The sequence below is a fragment of the Kordia periserrulae genome (assembly GCF_003054265.1).
Lineage (GTDB): Bacteria > Bacteroidota > Bacteroidia > Flavobacteriales > Flavobacteriaceae > Kordia > Kordia periserrulae.
The window spans coordinates 87,660-106,352 of record NZ_QBKT01000008.1; the positions used below are offsets into that span (position 1 = coordinate 87,660).

Sequence of the window (18,693 nt, forward strand, 5' to 3'; positions counted from 1 at the left end):
CCTGAACTACTTGAAAGTATTTTTCAATAAATTCATCTTGATGCTGCTCGATGTGTCGTGTTATTTGATTTCAATTTCGTCCACAAATAGCCACGAGCGACCATCATGTTGATACCCTAAATGCCATTCAGGCAACACGCCGAGTTTTTTAGCGACAATTTTCACATAACGCGCACTGTACCCTTTCATGTCAAATGTTATATTTTTAATATGCGCGCCTTCTTTCGGTTCAGTTGTATCGAATGTTTGTTTCGGTAAGGATTTGTAAAAACGATTTGGATTGTCGCTCACATAACATTCTACTTCGGTTGGCAGGAAAATCCAGCTTTTCTGGTCTTCCAAAAAGTTCACTTGAATCGTGTTGATTGGCTTTACTTTGCCCAAATCGACCGTCGCAATCACGTCCGTGTCAAAATAGCCTTGCCAAGTTCCTGTGCGGAAGTCTTCCGTTCCTAAAATACCGTCAATCAGCGCGTTGTTTCCGCCTGCATTGTATTGATTGGCGTATTCCGTGTCTAGCTTTATTTTTAAATTCGGATTGATTTTAAAGAATTCTGTTGTGATCTTTGGACTTTCATTACCATAACCATCTGTAGCATACACTGTTAATTTACAAGCATCTGATATTTTAATAGACTTCTCAAACATTTTGAATTCTGAATCGTTAATACTGTAAAATATTTCTGCTGGAGTGTTAGGCATTGAAAGCGTTACTTCCGTTTCTCCTTTAAAGGCAATATCGCCTTTCGCAATAAATGGTGGCGGCACAATTTTATGATCTTTAATTTCTGTGACAGGAATATCCGCATCTTTTGTTCCCCAATCGCTTGGAGTATTTGTCATTTCAAAAACCAAACTTCCACCGTTCATAATCGCTTCATGCGTAATGAATGTTTTGGTATAATTTTTTCCGTTCAGTTTCGCCGATTTGATATACATGTTCTCTTTCGAGAGATTTTTCGCTGCAATGGTAAACGTCTTGCCATTTTCCAAATTGATAGTTGCTTTGTCAAACAACGGCGTTCCAATGATGTATTCGTTGCTTCCTGGCGTCACCGAGTAAAATCCTAAACTGCTCAATACATACCACGCGCTCATCTGTCCACAATCTTCATTTCCCGAAACGCCATCAGGTTCGTTTTTGTAAAGTGTGGTTAATATTTGATGTACATATTCCTGTGTTTTTGCAGGTTTGTTGATGAAATTGTACAAATAGGCCATGTGGTGACTCGGCTCATTACCATGCGCATATTGCCCAATCAATCCGGTAATATCTGCCTGATTACGCCCTGAAGTTTCCTGCTTTGCGGTGAATAATTTGTCCAATTGCGCTTCCAACTTGTCTTTCCCACCTAACAAATCTATAAAGCCTGAAACATCTTGCGGCACATAAAAACTATACTGCCACGAATTCGCTTCCGTATAGTTAAAATTCACTTCGTACGGATCAAACGGTGAAAACCATGTGTTGCGAAAACGTCCACGCATGAATTGTGTTTCAGGGTCAAATACGTTTTTATAATACTGTGCGCGTTTGATGTAGGTTTCGTAATCGTCTGTTTTTCCCATCGCTTTTGCCATTTGTGCAATCGTCCAATCGTCGTAGGCATATTCCAAAGTTTTGGAAACCGATTCTGATTCTTTCTCTACCGGAATAAAACCTAAGGCTTTGTAATCTTTCAAACCTAATTTATCACGCGTAGCACTGTGTTTCATCGCTTCAAAGGCTTTTTCCACATCATACTCGCGAATGCCTTTTAAATACGCATCTGCAATCACAGGAACAGCGTGATAGCCAATCATACAACCTGTGTAGTTGGCTGATAAATCCCAAATCGGCATGATGCCACCCGATTCGTATTTTTTGATAAAGGTTTTGATAAAATCGTTCGTGCGTTCTTGCTCAATAATCGTGTACAACGGATGTGCTGCGCGATACGTGTCCCACAAGGAAAAAACCGTGTAATGTGTATGCTCTTTTGATTCGTGAATTTCCAAATCCATATCGCGATAACGTCCGTCCACATCTTGATAGAGATTTGGCGCAATCATTGTGTGGTATAATGCGGTATAAAAATTCGTTTTATAATCTGCATCATCACTTTCAATTACAATCTTTTCTAGCTGTTGTTCCCACGCATCTTGTGCTATCTTTTTAACTTCTTCAAACGACTTCTGCCCTATTTCTTGCTCTAAATTTTTCTTCGCGCCTTCCACATCTACGGCAGAGATACCAATTTTTATATAAACAGGTTCGTTGTTTGGATTATCAATTTCCAATCCTGCAATCGTTTGGGCTTCATTTTGTGTCAGTGTATTGTTTTTTAGCGGATGCGAAAATTTGATATGGTAAAACAACTTCTGATTCGTTGCCCAAGCTTCAGAATGACGATGTCCTGAGATTTCTGTCGCAGAAATAACATTGATTTCACCCGATAATAATTTATCTCGATGTTCCAAATCGAGCATCACGACTTGATTTTCTGCCGAAGGAAATGTGTATTTGTGCATGCCGCTTCGTTCAGAAACCGTCAATTCCACATCAATATTGGTGCTGTCTAAATGTACTTTGTAATAACCCGCTTCCGCAATTTCATTATCATGAGAAAAATGCGCGCGATAGCCTTTTTCCCCATTTGAACCATTATTAAAATTCACTTCATTGGTAGGCATCAATAAAATATCACCATAGTCTGAAACGCCAGTTCCGCTTAAATGCGTATGCGAAAAACCGTAGATATATTCGTCTGAATAATGATAACCCGAACAGCCATCCCAACCGTCTAAACGTGTGTCTGGACTGAGTTGCATCATCCCGAAAGGCATGGTGGCGCCAGGATAGGTATGTCCGTGTCCGCCCGTTCCGATAAACGGATTTATGTAGTTGATAAGTGCCGTATCTTTTTGTGCGATTGGTATTTTTTCATCATTCTTACAGCTAAAAAGTAGCAAAATGACAATAAAAAGGGCGTTGTGTTGAAGTTTCATTAAATAGATTCCTAAATTTATGGCAACTAATATACTAAAATGAGAAGTACTTTTTTTTTCAAAATCATAATTTTCCTTTGTCTAATCAGTTGCTCAAAACCTCAACCACCCGTGAGACCGCATATTATCCCAATTCCGAACGAATTTTCAATGAATGAAGGTGTTTTTGTGTTGGATAACAAGGTTTCGCTTCACGCAGACGAAGATTTGGTCGCTGTGGCGGAATTTTTCAACAAATATCTCAAAGAAAAATTAGGCTACAGCCTGAAACTACGCGACAAATCAAGTACAAAAACAATTAATTTTATACGTGATACACAAATTGAAAACGACGAAGGCTATGAATTGATTATTGATTCGTCTTCCATCACTATCAAAGCGAAAACCAAGAAAGGTGCTTTTTATGCATTTCAGACCTTGCGACAGTTTTTTCCGCCTTCTATGGAGAACAGCATGTTATTGAATTCTGAAATTTCGTTACAGAATGCTGTTATTAAAGATGCGCCTCGTTTTGTGTATCGCGGCATGCACTTGGATGTATCACGCCATTTCTTTTCGGTAGCTTTTATCAAAAAGTATATTGATTTGCTTTCGCAGCTGAAGATGAATACGTTTCATTGGCATTTGACCGACGACCAAGGTTGGCGTATTGAAATCAAGAAATATCCAAAACTACAAGAAGTTGCGGCGTTTCGCGAGGAAACGTTGATTGGGCATTACAACGATTTTCCACAACAATTTGACGGCAAAAAATATGGCGGATTCTATACACAGGAAGAAGTCAAAGATATTGTACAATACGCAGCTGAACGTTATATTACAGTCATTCCCGAAATTGAAATGCCCGGACATGCACAAGCGGCAATTGCGGCGTATCCGGAATTGGGTTGTACCCGCAAAAACATCAATGTTGCCACAAAATGGGGCGTTTTTGAGGACATTTATTGTCCAACCGAAGAAACGTTTACATTTTTAGAAAATGTGTTGGATGAAGTGATGCCATTATTTCCTGGAAAATACATTCATATTGGCGGTGATGAAGCACCGAAAACTCGATGGAAAGCTTGTGAGCATTGTCAAGAACTCATCCAAAAAGAAAATCTTGAAGACGAACATGGTTTGCAGAGTTATTTTATTGCGCGTATGGAGAAATACATCAACAGTAAGGGTAAAGAAATTATAGGTTGGGATGAAATTTTGGAAGGCGGATTGGCGCCCAATGCTACCGTGATGTCGTGGCGCGGCGTTAACGGTGCGGTAGAAGCGGCAAAGTCAGGACATAACGTGATTTTGACACCAACTTCGCATTGCTATTTTGATTATTATCAATCGGATAACGCTAACGAACCTCTGGCGATTGGTGGTTATTTGCCGTTGGAAAAAGTGTATAGTTTCAACCCGATTCCGAAAGAATTAACCAAAGCACAAGAAAAATATGTACTAGGCGCGCAAGGAAATGTGTGGACGGAATATATTACTTCGCCTGAACATGTAGAATATATGGCGTTTCCGAGAGCGATTGCGATGGCAGAAGTCACGTGGTCAAATCCGTTTAAACGAGATTATCAGGATTTTGCGTACCGTTTGTCGCACTTTCACAAGCGTTTGGACGCGCAAAACGTAAATTATGCCAATCATTTGTATGAGATTGAAGGAGAAATTGTGAAAAAAGACCAGCAAATGGTGTTTGATTTGCAAACCATCATTCGCGATAAAACCATTCGTTACACTACTGATGAAACGTCGCCAATAATAAGTTCATCCATCTATACACAACCAATTCCTATTGAAAAATCTACCATTTTAAAAGCTGCAGTGTTTGATGAAAAAGAAAAGTTAGGACGTGATTTTACGTTGACATTTAACAGTCATAAAGCTGTAGGTGCTACGATTTCACTTCAACCAAAACCAAGTAAAGCTTACGCTGGAAGTGGAAAAGAAGGATTAATTAACGGAATTTCGGGAAGTGACACACGCTATGGCGACAAAGAATGGTTGGGCTTTTTGGGAAAAGACGTCACGATTATTATTGAATTTGACAACCCAACAGAAATCAACACGATTTCTACACGTTTTTACAACGCCAATGGACAGTGGATTTATGCACCAAAAGAAATCGGGATTAGCTATGTAAATGCAGAAGATGACAGAACGCTGCATCAAATCAATCAACTTCAACAAAAAGACAGCACATTGATTCCGCATACGTTTCAACTAAACGGCATCACAACAAAATATATTGAAATTTTTATTCCAAACTACGGAACCATTCCCGAAGGCAGACAAGGTGCTGGAAATAAAGCATGGACGTTTTTGGATGAGATTATTGTTCGATAGTTGCTGTGTGTTTGTTTTTTGTTTTTTGTCGATTTATTAATTTGTCAATTCGTCCTGAATCCTGACTCCTGATTCTAGGCTCTTGAATCTTACATTAAATATTGCATTCGGGTTCACAATTGGACATTTGTTTAGTCCATAACGAACTTAAATCCTGCTGAGATAATGTTTGCGGAAAGTCCATCGCTTCGTGTGTAATGATTGTAACGAACATCTAGCGTTTTTAATCCGAAATTAAAGAGTTTTAGTTTTGTAAAAATGTCGTAATATTTGAATCCTAGTCCGTATTGATGACTGTCAAATTTTGACAAATCGTAATCGGAAGTGTAAAATTCCGACGTAGAGAGATGCGTTTCAAAAGGCGCAAAGTAATCGGCTGCTGTTTGCGTGTAGTATCGGTATGTTGGATAAAGTGTAAATTTTCCTGCCGATAATTTTATTGGAATTTCGATACTTGCCGTATGCGCATTGATTCCCCAATCGTCAAAGTAATAACGATAATAAGTTCGCAGTGATACGCTTTCATTTATGTAGTAATTGAATCGTGCACCAAAAGGTATTTTGAAACGTGTGTCAGGCAATTTTTCAACATCGTCCGCTAGTTGGAAGTTTTGCACAAAGAAATCATTCACATCTGCAAAGTAAACGCGTTGATGTGGTGTAGATAACAATCCATCTTGTTGTACCAAATCTAGAAATAATGAAGCTTGTGTATTTTTGCTCAGAATTTGCGAAAAACTAAGCGATAGTGAGTATGTGTTTCTTCCCTCATCTTGAAATTCCGTAAATGAATTTGAATACGTTCCCGTTCCCACAATGTCAGGTCTGGAAAAACCTTCTCGGAATTCTATAGGATATTGCGGATTCCATGTGTCGAGATAGACATTGGCTTTTATGGCTAATTCTGTGTTTTTTTGATTGAAAAGTCGCGTGTAACTTCCTCCAAAACCAAGAGAAAAGTAATCATATTCTGAAGCCACATTGAGATGTCCGCTCCAAATGGTGTTTCGATCATCGGAAGAATGCGCATAGTTGATATTGAGGTTTGCCCAAGTATCACTTTGAGAAGCACCAGAAGACGCTTGAAACGCATCAGCAGGATTGTCACTGTCAAAAGGATCAATATTACTGGAAGACGCGGATGTATAGGCAGAAATTCCAGCATCTACCGTCAAAACATCGTCATCATTTAGCGGCACTGCTACTACAAATGTCGGTGTAATGTCTGTGAGTTCTTCTGTTCCTGTTCCGCCCGTAACTGCAGCATGGGTACCATCTTGCGCATAGTAACTCATGAGAAAGTCTACTTCGGTCGTTTCTAATACTCGTTTTTTGTACGATATGGTGTCGTTTTGTATTTCTTGTGCTTGCGATACTGTAACGCCCAACACTAACCATACGAGATATGCTACTCTATTTTTCATTTGGTTCAATTCGTAGTTGATGTGATTTTTTGAGAAGATGGATTAATTGCATCCACAACCGCCGCCTGTTTTTCCACCATTAGCGCCCGAAGCTGCTTCGCGATATACTTGAAAGTTTGTTTCGAATCGTTCAATTGAGTTTGCCGATAATTTCATATCAGGATCGTTCAGGTTTACTTTTTCGAATTCTTTGACTGCGACACAGGAAGTTAGCGAAGCAATACAGCATCCGAGGAGGATTATGTTTTTATAGTTCATATTGTATTAGTTTTTTACTGTATTTTGAATGGTTATATTTTTTGAATGTGCGATGTTTCCTTTGTCATCTACAATAATGCATTCAATGCCTTTGAGTTGACTTATAAAGTCTAAACCAACATCTTTTCCCATGACAAATATCGAAGTGGCTAACGCGTCTGCCAATTCTGCGCTGGGCGCAAATACACTTACACTGACGATTCCGCTACTGGGATATCCTGTGCGAGGATCAATAATGTGTGAATATCGTTTTCCGTTTAAGAGGATGAATTTTTCATAGTTTCCAGATGTTACGACCGCTTTTTCCGAAATGGGCAGCAATGCAAATACCTTGTTTTTGTTCATCGGATTCGTGATTCCAACTTTCCAATCGTCACCATTGGTTTGAGTTCCCCACGTATTCATATCGCCTGAAGCATTGATGATTCCGGCTTTGACTCCTTTTGCTTTGAGTAATTGCTTTGCTTTGTCTGCCGCATAGCCTTTTCCGATAGCGCCAAAGCCAATTTTCATTCCTTTTAGTTTTAGAAAAACAGTTTGTGCTTCTTTATTTAGTATGATATTTTGATAGCCTACTTTTGCTACAGATGCTTTAATGGCTGCTGCTTCGGGCATTTCGGTTACGCTTCCATCAAATTTCCAAATACGATCCATAGATGCGTAACTGATGTCAAAAGCGCCATCGGTTACTTTTGAGATATGCAGGGCACGTTCTATCAAATCGTAGAGTTCTTTTGCAACTTTTACAGGCTTTATTCCTGCATTTTTGTTGATGTTGGACGTTTGTGAATGTTCATCCCAAGAAGAGATGAGTTTTTCAATCCGAGTGATTTCCGCCACAGCGAGATCAATATACGTTTCTGCTTCCGCTTTATTTTTTGCCACCACCGTAATGTCAAAACGTGAACCCATTAATTTGAGTGTTCGCTTGTGTGTTTCTTGTGCGTTTACCACAACTGCGAATACGGTAAATATGATGGCAAATAAGTGTTTCACTATGTTCTATTTAGTTTTTTTCAAAAGATTGCAACAATTCGATATACGCTTTTGGTGTTGTATTTTTATAGCCTGTTTTTCCTACTACTGTTCCTTTTTCATCTAGCAAAACGACCAAAGGAAAATATCCGTTTGAGTTATACGTAGCTGCCAATTGATTGTTTTGTTCTTGTTGTGCTTGAGATAATTTATTTTTCTTCCTTTTGGGGAAATCTGCACGCACCAATATGTAATTGTCTGCAGCAAATGTTTTAAATGCTTCCGATTGAAAAATCGATTTTTCCAACTTGATACACGGCGCACACCAATCAGAACCTGAAAAAACTAAGAGAATGTTTTTGTGTTCGTTACTTGCTTGCGCTTGGGCTTCTTTAAAGTTGGTGTTCCATTCTTGTGCGTTTACTGTTACGCTAATCGCGAAGAATGCTATTGTAAGTACTAGAATTTTTCTCATATATAAATGTATGCTTATTTACATAGTTAGAACGCAATTGTTTCCTTGAAATTACATTGATATTTATCAACTTTCGCAAGCTACTTTTGATGAGCTACGCTATTAGAAATTTTGAGCAATCCTTGATGATTTTTGATAAAAATATTTCTTCTATGTGTCGTGATTAATTGTTCTTCTTTAAAGTCTTTTAGCATTCGAACAAGCGATTCTTTTGCCGTTCCTACCATGCTTGCCAAATCGTCTCTACTCATGTTTATGGCGGTTTCTTCGACGCCTTCTTCTTTAAATTTACTTTCCAGAATTAATAAGTTCAACGCTGCACGTTCTCTAACCGTATGTTTTGCCAATAGTTTTGTAGCGTTGATAAACACGCCAAATTCGTGACTTAAACTTCGCAACAAACGCTGTGATAATTCGTGAGAGACTTCTATAGCTGCTAAAAAGTCTTCTTTCGGAATGAATTCTAGTTCACAATCTACCAAAGCCATGGCAGCATCTGCGTATAATTCTTCACTCAACAACGCGTGATACCCAAGATATTCCCGTTCTTTACAGAGATAAAAAATATGCTGTGTTCCAAAATTGGTGGTTGTCAGCTTTTTTACCTTTCCTTTTTTTACCCGATAGATTCCTTCGGGCAAGTTTCCTTCCTCAAAAATAAATTCACCTGCTTTAAAGGCTAGTTTTTTTCGCCGAGCATTGATGATAGCCAATACGTTTTCAGGAAGATGACTCAACAATTCTTCGTTATTGAATTTGTAGGTTGTGTATGGAAATAGATTCGGATCCATAATGAGTTTTCTTTTAGAATTATTCGCCCATGAGATTAAAAGCGCCTTTGGTTAAAAACTGAGTTCCTGCATCAAAACGTGCTGCATTTTTGATAATGGTATGCGTACTGTAACGCGCTCCGACGTCTATTTTTTGCTGTGCGAAGTGATATGTATTTCCTTCTTTCTTTAACAATAACAACACATACGCCATATCATCAATCGTTACAATGGCTTCATTGGGCAATGCCAAAGCCGTAAAAGTGTCCGTGATAATGTCTGCTTCCACAAACATGCCTGTTAAAAAATGATATTCAGCTTCGTCTTCAATATGTCCGTGAACTTTAATGGTTCTGTTGGGTTCAATGGAAGTGCCTACCAAATGTACGTTTGCCTGAAATGTTTCCGAAGTTGTTTCCGAGATTGAAAATTCAATCAGTTGCTCCTTTTTTACTTTTAAAATGTCTTTCTCAAATACCGAAAGTTCTAGGTGAATGTGGCTGTTGTCGATGATTTCTACAATAGGATTTGCAGGAGAAATGTAGGCGCCTTTCGTCACGTTTACTTTGGTGATGCTTCCAGAAATGGGCGCATAAATGGGCGCACTTGAAGTAATGATTCCTTTTTCGACCGCACTTGGAGAAATATTCAATATTTTCAATTGCGCGCGCAATCCGTTATAGGTTGCAACCGCCGTTTTGTAATCGCTTTCCGCTTTTAAGAAACTTTTTTGCGAGGTTATATTTTCTCTAAGCATGGTTTGTTGTCGCTCGTATTCTGCTTTCAAAAAAGTGAGTCGCTCATGTATTTCTGAATATGCTTGCTGTAAGCTGACAAATTCAGGATTTTCAATGGTTACTAATAACTGTCCTTTTTTAATGACATCACCTTCCAAATACGGCAACTTTTTTATGTAACCGCCCATCGTGGCATTGACAACCGCTTTGTTTTCTGGCGGAACGTCAATCATTCCACTTACGTGAATTTTGCTGGGGAACGATTGCTCTTGCAGCGAACCTAATTGCATGTTGTTTTGCTCAAATTGTATTTGTGTAATTTGAATCGTTTCTTCTGAATTTTCAGTTGATGGAACGACTGCGTTTTCATTTTCCTTCGTGCCACAGCTGTAAAACGAAAACAAAAGACCTAAAAGTGTGATTTTATATAATATACGTTGCATAACGTGGTGTTTAAAGAGTTAGATAATTAAGCGTAATAACGGTTTCATTGTACTGTGCGAGTTTGTCCAAATAATCCAATTTGACCTCGTAAGCACTTTCCAAACTTTGAATGTATTGGTAAAAGTCAATTTCCCCATTTTTGAAACTTCCGTTGGCAGTTTTGAGAATTTCGTCCGAAAGATTGGCGCCTTCTTGTTCAAAATAGGTCAGACTTTTTTCGAGTTGTGTCAATTGTAATTCCAAGGTTTTGTGTTTTGCTTTTAACTGCGTTTCGTATTCAATCGATTCTTCTTTGGCGATTTCTTCTGCAATACGAGCCGCTTTGATTTTGGCAGATTGTCCGCCAAACAACAAAGGAATTTTTAATCCGAATTGATAGCCGTACAAATTGTCGTTCAATTGTGGATTGGAACCTTGAAAGTACGTCACGGAAATATCTGGTAATAATTTTTGTTTCTCCAATTTTCGTGTGGCTTCTGACAACGAGACTTTTTGTTTGTAATAGGCAATTTCAGCAGTTTCCGTAATTGAAATCGACGTTCGCGGCACTTTTAGCAACGCAATTTTTTTAATGTATACACTGTCGTCTATTTGCACAAATTTCATCACGTTTTCATACGCTTGTTGTGCATTTTTCAAGGCTTCCGCATACGCGAGATGAATTCTTTTTTGCTTGGAAGCTGCTGTAATTTTCTCCAAATATTTGGTTTCGCCCAATTCAAAACGTCTTGCGGCAATTTTAGCAAAATCTGTGTACAGACTATCTAAAGTTTTATACAACGTTGCTTTTTCCTTCGCGATTTGATAACTGTAAAAACTAGCCGTTACATTTCGCGTCAATGCTTTTTCTTCTACTGAAAATTGACTTGATGTCAACGCTTGCTGTGCTTGTTGCACTTTCTTTTCTGAGAAATACACTGTTGGAAATAGAAAATCTTGTTGTACTCCAAACACACGCAACGGTTTGTTATTTGCCGCTAAATTGTTTTGATCTAAGGAATAATACACCAAGGTTTTATCAAATGAAAACGCTGTTTTTACATTGGTTTCTGCCTGTTGGATGGCTAATGAATTTGCTTTCAATCCTGCGTTGTTTTCTTTCGCCAAAAGAATTAAATCATTCAGCGTGACTTCTTTGGTTTCTTGACTAAAAACACTCATTGTACATAACAGTAATACAATACTGATTCCTTTTTTCGAGGTCATTTTTTTAGGTTTTGATTTGGTTGGAGAACGATGAAACATCGCATACAATACAGGCAATACAACCAATGTCAATAAGGTTGCCGTGACCAATCCGCCAATTACGACAGTTGCTAACGGACGTTGTACTTCCGCGCCTGCATTGGTTGAAATTGCCATTGGTAAAAACCCTAAGGCTGCTGCAGAAGCTGTCAATAAAACCGCTCGTAATCGGTCTTTTGTTCCTTGTTTTATCAATGATTCCATCGTGTCAAAGTCTTTATTTTTTAATTCTTTAAAATGTTCTATCAATACAATTCCGTTAAGAACGGCAATTCCGAAGAGCGCAATAAATCCTACTCCTGCCGAAATACTGAATGGCAAATCGCGCAGCCAAAGCAATAACACACCACCAACAGCCGCAAGCGGAATGGCAGAATAAATGAGTAAGGCTTCTTTTACCGATTTGAAAGCGAAATACAGCAGTACAAATATTAAAAGTAAGGCAATTGGAACGGCGATTAATAAGCGTGATTTGGCACTTTGTAAGTTTTCAAATTGTCCGCCATAGGTAATGGAATAGCCCACAGGCAGTTTGATATTGTCATTAATCAATTTTTGAATATCGTCTACCACCGATTGCAAATCGCGATTTCGCACGTTGATTCCCACTACGATTCGTCTGCGCGTATCATCACGAGATATTTTGGCAGCTCCTTTTTGGTAGCTAATTGTTGCCAATTCCCGCAAAGGTACTTTTCCGCCAGTAGGAACATCTATGTATAAGTTTTGAAGATTTTCAATGTCTTGACGTTTGTCTGCATCTAATCGAACGACTAAATCGAAGCGTTTTTCACCTTCAAAAACATTTCCAACCGTTTTTCCAGCAAATCCCATCGAAATCATTTCGTTTAAGTCTTGAACATTGAGTCCGAAACGCGCAATTTGTGCGCGATTGTATTTGACGTTCATTTCAGGCAAACCTGCAATTTTTTCCACAGAAATATCTGCCGCGCCTGGAACGTTTTGAATCAACTTGCCAATTTCATTTCCTTTTTTGGCTAAAATGTCCAAATCTTCCCCAAAAATCTTGATAGCAATATCGGCACGAACGCCTGTAATTAATTCGTTAAAGCGCATTTCAATAGGTTGTGTAAATTCTACTTCCATACCTGAAATTACTGCCAACGCTTCTTTGAATTTATCTGCCAATTCATCTTTAGAATCCGCAGATGTCCATTCACTTTTTGGTTTTAGCACAATGATGACATCGCTTTCCTCCATGGACATTGGATCGGTTGGCACTTCTGCCGCACCAATTCGCGTTACGACTTGTTTTACTTCTGGAAATTGTTTTAATAGGATGTTTTCAATTTTCGTCGTGATTTCAACCGTGTTTTTTAACGTCGTTCCTGTTTTCAGTACTGGTTGAATTACAAAATCTCCTTCATCAAGCGTTGGCACAAATTCGCCGCCCATGATGCTGTATAAATAGCCAGAAATCACCAATAAAATTACAGCGATTGCCAAGATGAGTTTTTTACTTCGCAACGCGAAATTGATGACAGGTTCGTATCGTTTGTGAATCCATTTCATTAAACGAACAGAAATATTTTTGTCTGTAGTTTTGGATGGTTTTAAAAATAAGGAAGCTACCACAGGAACATAGGTAAAACAGAAAATCATCGCGCCAATGAGCGCAAAACTGAACGTTAACGCCATTGGTTTGAACATTTTTCCTTCTACACCACTTAATGACAATATGGGAATAAAAACAATGAGAATGATGAGTTGCCCAAAAATGGCAGAGTTCATCATGGTGGAAGCACCTTTGAATGTGATTTTGTCTTTTAAGTCTTGTTGTGCTGTTTTTGATAAATTCTGAATTTCTTCTCGTTTTTGTGTAATCTGAAACGCAATGAATTCGACAATAATTACCGCGCCATCAATGATAATTCCGAAGTCAATCGCTCCTAAACTCATCAAATTGGCATCGACACCAAATATATACATCAGCGATAACGCAAAGAGCAAACACAGCGGAATGACAGATGCTACGACCAATCCTGAACGCAGATTTCCAAGAAGAAGAACCACGATAAAAATCACGATTAAACAACCTAGTAGCAGGTTTTCCGTAACGGTGAAAGTGGTTTTTGCAATCAGCTCGCTTCGGTCTAAAAACGCATTGATATAGACTCCTTCAGGAAGCGATTTGGCAATGGAAGCCACGCGTTCTTTTACAGCTTCTATTACTTTTTTGGAGTTGGCATCTTTCAGCATCATTACTTGTCCGAGTACCTTCTCGCCTTCGCCATTTCCTGTAATGGCGCCAAAACGCATCGCATTTCCGAAGCCCACATTTGCTACATCTTTTACATAAATTGGAATTCCTTCTTTGTTGGAAACGACCACATTTTTTATATCGTCCAACGTTTCTAGCAAACCCTCGCCACGAATAAAATATGCTTGATTTACTTTTTCGATGTATCCGCCGCCCGCCACACTATTGTTTTTTTCCAACGCGGTAAAAACTTCCTGCGCTGTAATATTCATCGCATTGAGTTTTTCGGTGTTGATAGCAACTTCGTATTGTTTTAAAAATCCGCCCCACGTATTTACCTCAACTACGCCAGGAATTCCTGAAAGTTGTCGTTTTACAATCCAGTCTTGAATGGTTCGTAATTCGCGTGCAGAGTATTTGTCTTTGTATGCCGGTTTTACATCGAGAATGTATTGATAAATTTCTCCCAAACCTGTGGTAATCGGTCCCATTTCGGGCGTTCCGAACCCTTTTGGAATTTTTTCAGAAGCTGATTTTATTTTTTCTGCAATGAGTTGACGTGGCAGATACGTTCCCATATCGTCATCAAAAACAATGGTTACGACTGAAAGTCCAAATTTTGAAACGGAGCGAATTTCTTTCACGCCTGGCAAGTTTGCCATTTCCAACTCCACAGGATAGGTGATAAATTGTTCAATATCTTGTGTAGATAGGTTTCGTGAAGTGGTGATGACTTGCACCTGATTGTTTGTAACATCAGGAACAGCTCCAATAGGTATTTGAGATAATGAATACAATCCAAAACCTATAATAAAGATTGTAAATAGAAGAACAACAAACTTGTTCTTTAAGCTAAAATTGATAATATGTGATAACATGTGTTCATAAAATAATCATAGTGAATATTCTTCAATGATTTTTGAAGAACTAAAAAATTAATAAAACCCTGATTACTTATGAAAGCCGCGGTGGCTGAAGGTGTTTTTGTGAGTGTAAGGAAGAATCACTTTGCAAGTAGTGAAATTGCACATCTCGCAATTCTGAAAAATCAATAGATTTTATCTGAATTTCAACTGATTGTAGTATAAATGCAGTCGCTCCTACTTGTAACGTTTGCTGAAAAGGTAATTTTTCATGCTTTTCACGTTCTTCTTGATGTTCTTGTTCGTGTTCTGTTTTTAAAACACCGTAATGCTTCGAGATAAATTCTAAAAGTGAATCACCATATTGTTCATTGTGATATTGTGCATGTTCAAAAAAATCACCAATCTGTAATACATCTTTCACGCTAAAGCCTACACTTTGCGAGAAGATTAGAAAAGAAAGCGATATGGTAATTATTTTCATCACCTAACAAATGTACATAAAAATACGCACACAAATGTAACTCATGTCACATAGACAATATTTTATACTGTTTCTACATAAGTGCCTTGGTGTTCCTTTTATATTTATTGTAACGTGTTTAGAATTTTTAGCATAAAATGCCTTTTTATGACAAATATCATTTTTTAAGAATTAATTTCTTTAGTGTAACCTAAGTAACTAAAAGAAAATGACTTAAAATTTATCTTTATCACATTCAAAATTAAAATCTAATCGATATGAACGTAGAACAAATTTATACAGGATGTATTGCGCATGCCGCTTATTATATAGAAAGTAATGGTGTTGCCGCAGTTTTTGACCCTTTACGAGAAGTACAACCGTACATTGATCGCGCTACAGAAGATAATGCTACAATTAAGTATGTTTTTGAAACGCATTTTCATGCAGATTTTGTGAGTGGTCATTTAGACTTACAGAAAAAAGCAGGCGCTGAAATTGTTTTTGGTCCTGGAGCCAAACCAGCATATGAAGCGATAACGGCTACGGACGGACAAGTTTTTGAAGTGGGCGATTATAAAGTAAAAGTGATTCACACGCCAGGTCATACTATGGAAAGTACCACGTATTTACTGATTGATGAAAACGGAAAAGAACACGGAATTATTACTGGAGACACCTTATTTATCGGTGATGTTGGTCGCCCAGATTTGGCACAACATGTCATTGCAGATTTGACAGAAGAGAAACTTGCAGGACATTTGTACGATTCGCTTCGAAACAAAATTTTGCCTTTGAGCGACGATTTAATCGTATATCCAAATCATGGAGCAGGTTCTGCTTGTGGTAAAAAGATGAGCAAGGAAACCACAGATACTTTGGGTAATCAAAAGAAAGTGAACTACGCGTTGCAAGACATGACGAAGGATGAATTTATCAAAGTTTTGTTAGACGGATTGACAACGCCTCCTGGCTATTTCCCTCAAAATGTATTGATGAATATCAAAGGCTATGAAAGTCTTGATACTATTATGGACAGAGCAAAACAAGCACTAACACCAAATGAATTTGAAGTCGTAGCCAATGAAACTGGCGCATTGCTGTTAGATACACGTGATGCGAGTGATTTTGCCAAAGGTTTTATTCCAAATAGCATTAATATTGGACTGGAAGGAAATTTTGCGCAATGGGTTGGTGAAATGATTCCAGATGTGAAACAAGAAATTTTACTCATCACTTATCCAGGAAAAGAGGAAGAAGCAATTACACGATTGTCCAGAGTGGGTTATGACTTCACAATTGGGTATTTAAAAGACGGATTTGATTCGTGGAAAAAGAACGGTAAAGAAGTGGATTCTTTACAACGAATTTCAGCTACCGACTTGGAACAGCAATATAAAAACAAAGACGTAAAAATATTTGACGTTCGTAAAAAGAGTGAATTTGATTCCGAGCATGTGATAGATGCGATTAATGTTCCGCTAAATGAAATTAATAAGCATTTGGCAGAATTTCCAAAAGATGAGCCTTTTATCATTCACTGTGCTGGTGGCTATAGAAGCATGATTGCGGCGTCTATTTTAAAACAACGCGGTTGGGATAATTTTGTTGATGTTGTGGGTGGTTTTAAAGAAATTGCCGAAACTTCTGTAGATACTTCCGAGTATGTGTGCCCAACAACCTTGTTGTAATATAACATAGTAAATTCGCTCGAAACTTTAAGATTTCGATAATTAAAAACACTAAAAACCGTTTCAAAATAGATTGATTCGGTTTTTTTATGTTTTCCAATTTACCTATTTCAAAAAAGAGTTAAAAATAGCTAGGAATTCTTGATTTTTATTTCTCCAAATGTAACCAATGTTACTGCCCAACTTCTCGATTCACAATACCTTGCAGGTGTAAAAAATTAGTACGATGAGAACAACTATTATAGTCCAAAATTTACGTTGTGGCGGTTGCGCCAATACGATAACTTCTAAATTGTCTACGATTGAAAATATCTCAGATATTACCGTCGATATTGAAAATGCAACGATTTCATTTACCGCAACAAACACAGAAAGTGCTTTAGAAGTAAAACAAAAATTAAAAGCGCTAGGCTATCCAAGCATTGAAGATGCCAATGGAATGTTATCAAAAGCCAAATCGCTAGTAAGTTGTGCTTCTGGTAAGCTACGATAGTGGCAAAAATTACATCACAAAAAACATCAGACTTAAAAAAGTCAACAAATATAAATCACTGAACATACTTCAAATGAAAAGAATCACACATATCATAACCATTGCTTTTTTAATTCAATTGTTGATGAGTTGTTCCGATACACAAAAACAGTTGTATTCGCATCAAACAACCATTGAAACAAAAATAGTGACATATACCAATGACAATCATCCAGGAAAAAAACTGATGGAAACACTTTGTTATGCATGTCACAATCCTACAGCTTCTCACGATGCAAGAATTGCGCCTCCAATGGTTGCTGTGAAGTCACATTATCTCGATGATAACATGACCAAACAAGAATTTGCTGCATCAATTTGGAATTTTGTCAAAAAACCTTCTAAAGAAAACACAAAAATGCGAGGTGCCGTAAGACGCTTTGGTGTCATGCCATATCAAGAATTTTCTAAAGAAGATATTGAACTTATTTCCAACTATATTTACGATTTTAAAATAGAAGAACCTGCATGGTTTAAAGAGCATATACAAGAAAAAGGACATGGAAAAATGAAGTATCGAAATGATGCGAATCAAGGATAATCAAAATGAAAAAAATAGGGCTTGTACTGCTTATTGGACTCTCAATTTTTACAGCAAAAGCGCAAGAACGAAAACTACATTTTAGCAGTTGGAATACGATTGATATTCATAAGAAACTAACGCAAAATTGGTCTGTTAATGCCGAATTTAACTTTAGACGTACCAATTTTTTAACCGATTGGGAACAATTTATCATCCGACCTTTTGTGCATTATACGTTTGGAAATGATTTGGATGTTGCGATTGGCTACAGTTACATAAAAAATTACAGTTATGCCGATTTTAGTGCGCCAATAGACGCTGTGGAAAACAATATTTTTCAACAACTTACCATCAAACATGCGTTTTCTAAGTTTTCGTTTGCGCACAGATTACGGTTTGAAGAACGTTTTCAACAAAAAATTGTCAAAACTGAAAACGATTCTTATTCCATTGACGGCATTCGCTACAGAAATCGCTTTCGGTATAAATTTCAAATTGCGATTCCTTTATACAAATTCAACACCAATCGTGTCCTAAGTTTGGTAGCGTATGACGAAGCGCATTTGGATTTTGGCAATCGCCTTCGACCTGAAAAATTAGATCAAAACTGGATGTTTTTAGGCGTCAGCTTTCGCGTAAATAACCATATAAAAATCCGAACAGGATATCATGATATTTATGCAAAAAGAACCGATTTCTTTATCAATAATCAAATTTGGGAAACTACCCTAACATACAAAATGTAAT

The 18,693-nt window shown here is 37.8% G+C and carries 14 protein-coding genes; 5 read left to right on the forward strand and 9 right to left on the reverse strand.

Annotated features, from left to right (window positions below):
* Window positions 1-60 precede the first annotated feature (60 nt).
* On the reverse strand, window positions 61-2,988 hold the full coding sequence (locus tag C8N46_RS15865) for a GH92 family glycosyl hydrolase (RefSeq protein ID WP_108115906.1): 2,928 nt from the start codon (window positions 2,986-2,988) through the stop codon (window positions 61-63).
* A gap of 111 nt (window positions 2,989-3,099) precedes the next feature.
* On the opposite strand from C8N46_RS15865, the gene C8N46_RS15870 reads away from it, so the two are divergent.
* Window positions 3,100-5,325 carry a beta-N-acetylhexosaminidase gene (locus C8N46_RS15870; protein WP_245896899.1) on the forward strand — a complete coding sequence of 742 codons (2,226 nt, stop codon included), beginning with the start codon at window positions 3,100-3,102 and terminating at the stop codon, window positions 5,323-5,325.
* A gap of 131 nt (window positions 5,326-5,456) precedes the next feature.
* Here the strand turns inward: C8N46_RS15870 and C8N46_RS15875 are convergent, their stop codons facing one another.
* From C8N46_RS15875 to C8N46_RS15910, 8 genes are all read right to left on the reverse strand, one after another.
* Entirely contained in the window at window positions 5,457-6,749 is a 1,293-nt protein-coding gene (locus tag C8N46_RS15875; RefSeq protein WP_108115908.1) for a DUF3570 domain-containing protein, read from the reverse strand.
* Window positions 6,750-6,791: 42 nt separating this feature from the next.
* The gene (locus C8N46_RS15880) at window positions 6,792-7,007 is read right to left on the reverse strand and encodes a DUF4266 domain-containing protein (RefSeq protein ID WP_108115909.1); all 216 of its coding nucleotides are present in this window, start codon (window positions 7,005-7,007) and stop codon (window positions 6,792-6,794) included.
* Between the two features lie 6 nt (window positions 7,008-7,013).
* A complete protein-coding gene (locus C8N46_RS15885) occupies window positions 7,014-8,003 on the reverse strand; it encodes an FAD:protein FMN transferase (protein WP_245896900.1) in 990 nt (329 codons plus the stop codon).
* Window positions 8,004-8,013: 10 nt separating this feature from the next.
* Window positions 8,014-8,457 carry a thioredoxin family protein gene (locus C8N46_RS15890; protein ID WP_108115910.1) on the reverse strand — a complete coding sequence of 148 codons (444 nt, stop codon included), beginning with the start codon at window positions 8,455-8,457 and terminating at the stop codon, window positions 8,014-8,016.
* 80 nt (window positions 8,458-8,537) lie between these two features.
* Window positions 8,538-9,248: a Crp/Fnr family transcriptional regulator gene (locus C8N46_RS15895; RefSeq protein ID WP_108115911.1), complete on the reverse strand. Its 711-nt coding sequence runs from the start codon at window positions 9,246-9,248 to the stop codon at window positions 8,538-8,540.
* Between the two features lie 19 nt (window positions 9,249-9,267).
* Entirely contained in the window at window positions 9,268-10,407 is a 1,140-nt protein-coding gene (locus tag C8N46_RS15900; protein ID WP_108115912.1) for an efflux RND transporter periplasmic adaptor subunit, read from the reverse strand.
* A 10-nt stretch (window positions 10,408-10,417) separates the two neighbouring features.
* Complete coding sequence (locus C8N46_RS15905; RefSeq protein ID WP_108115913.1) at window positions 10,418-14,752, reverse strand: CusA/CzcA family heavy metal efflux RND transporter; 4,335 nt, start codon at window positions 14,750-14,752, stop codon at window positions 10,418-10,420.
* A 76-nt stretch (window positions 14,753-14,828) separates the two neighbouring features.
* A complete protein-coding gene (locus tag C8N46_RS15910; RefSeq protein ID WP_245896903.1) occupies window positions 14,829-15,221 on the reverse strand; it encodes a hypothetical protein in 393 nt (130 codons plus the stop codon).
* A 257-nt stretch (window positions 15,222-15,478) separates the two neighbouring features.
* On the opposite strand from C8N46_RS15910, the gene C8N46_RS15915 reads away from it, so the two are divergent.
* The 4 genes from C8N46_RS15915 (at window position 15,479) to C8N46_RS15930 (ending at window position 18,692) form a co-directional block, all read left to right on the forward strand.
* Window positions 15,479-16,891, forward strand: a complete 1,413-nt coding sequence (locus C8N46_RS15915) for an MBL fold metallo-hydrolase (protein ID WP_108115915.1) — start codon at window positions 15,479-15,481, stop codon at window positions 16,889-16,891.
* Between the two features lie 226 nt (window positions 16,892-17,117).
* On the forward strand, window positions 17,118-17,384 hold the full coding sequence (locus C8N46_RS15920; RefSeq protein WP_108115916.1) for a heavy-metal-associated domain-containing protein: 267 nt from the start codon (window positions 17,118-17,120) through the stop codon (window positions 17,382-17,384).
* A 73-nt stretch (window positions 17,385-17,457) separates the two neighbouring features.
* Window positions 17,458-17,964 (forward strand): c-type cytochrome, encoded by a 507-nt coding sequence (locus tag C8N46_RS15925; protein WP_108116046.1) that lies wholly within the window; start codon window positions 17,458-17,460, stop codon window positions 17,962-17,964.
* A 5-nt stretch (window positions 17,965-17,969) separates the two neighbouring features.
* Window positions 17,970-18,692: a DUF2490 domain-containing protein gene (locus tag C8N46_RS15930; protein WP_108115917.1), complete on the forward strand. Its 723-nt coding sequence runs from the start codon at window positions 17,970-17,972 to the stop codon at window positions 18,690-18,692.
* Window position 18,693: the final 1 nt, after the last annotated feature.

Bases quoted from the DNA above. Each gene is read 5' to 3' on its own strand.
- C8N46_RS15865 (WP_108115906.1), bottom strand. From the start codon at position 2,988: ATGAAACTTCAACACAACGCCCTTTTTATTGTCATTTTGCTACTTTTT.
- C8N46_RS15875 (WP_108115908.1), bottom strand. From the start codon at position 6,749: ATGAAAAATAGAGTAGCATATCTCGTATGGTTAGTGTTGGGCGTTACA.
- C8N46_RS15880 (WP_108115909.1), bottom strand. From the start codon at position 7,007: ATGAACTATAAAAACATAATCCTCCTCGGATGCTGTATTGCTTCGCTA.
- C8N46_RS15890 (WP_108115910.1), bottom strand. From the start codon at position 8,457: ATGAGAAAAATTCTAGTACTTACAATAGCATTCTTCGCGATTAGCGTA.
- C8N46_RS15895 (WP_108115911.1), bottom strand. From the start codon at position 9,248: ATGGATCCGAATCTATTTCCATACACAACCTACAAATTCAATAACGAA.
- C8N46_RS15900 (WP_108115912.1), bottom strand. From the start codon at position 10,407: ATGCAACGTATATTATATAAAATCACACTTTTAGGTCTTTTGTTTTCG.
- C8N46_RS15905 (WP_108115913.1), bottom strand. From the start codon at position 14,752: ATGTTATCACATATTATCAATTTTAGCTTAAAGAACAAGTTTGTTGTT.
- C8N46_RS15910 (WP_245896903.1), bottom strand. From the start codon at position 15,221: ATGAAAATAATTACCATATCGCTTTCTTTTCTAATCTTCTCGCAAAGT.
- C8N46_RS15915 (WP_108115915.1), top strand. From the start codon at position 15,479: ATGAACGTAGAACAAATTTATACAGGATGTATTGCGCATGCCGCTTAT.
- C8N46_RS15920 (WP_108115916.1), top strand. From the start codon at position 17,118: ATGAGAACAACTATTATAGTCCAAAATTTACGTTGTGGCGGTTGCGCC.
- C8N46_RS15925 (WP_108116046.1), top strand. From the start codon at position 17,458: ATGAAAAGAATCACACATATCATAACCATTGCTTTTTTAATTCAATTG.
- C8N46_RS15930 (WP_108115917.1), top strand. From the start codon at position 17,970: ATGAAAAAAATAGGGCTTGTACTGCTTATTGGACTCTCAATTTTTACA.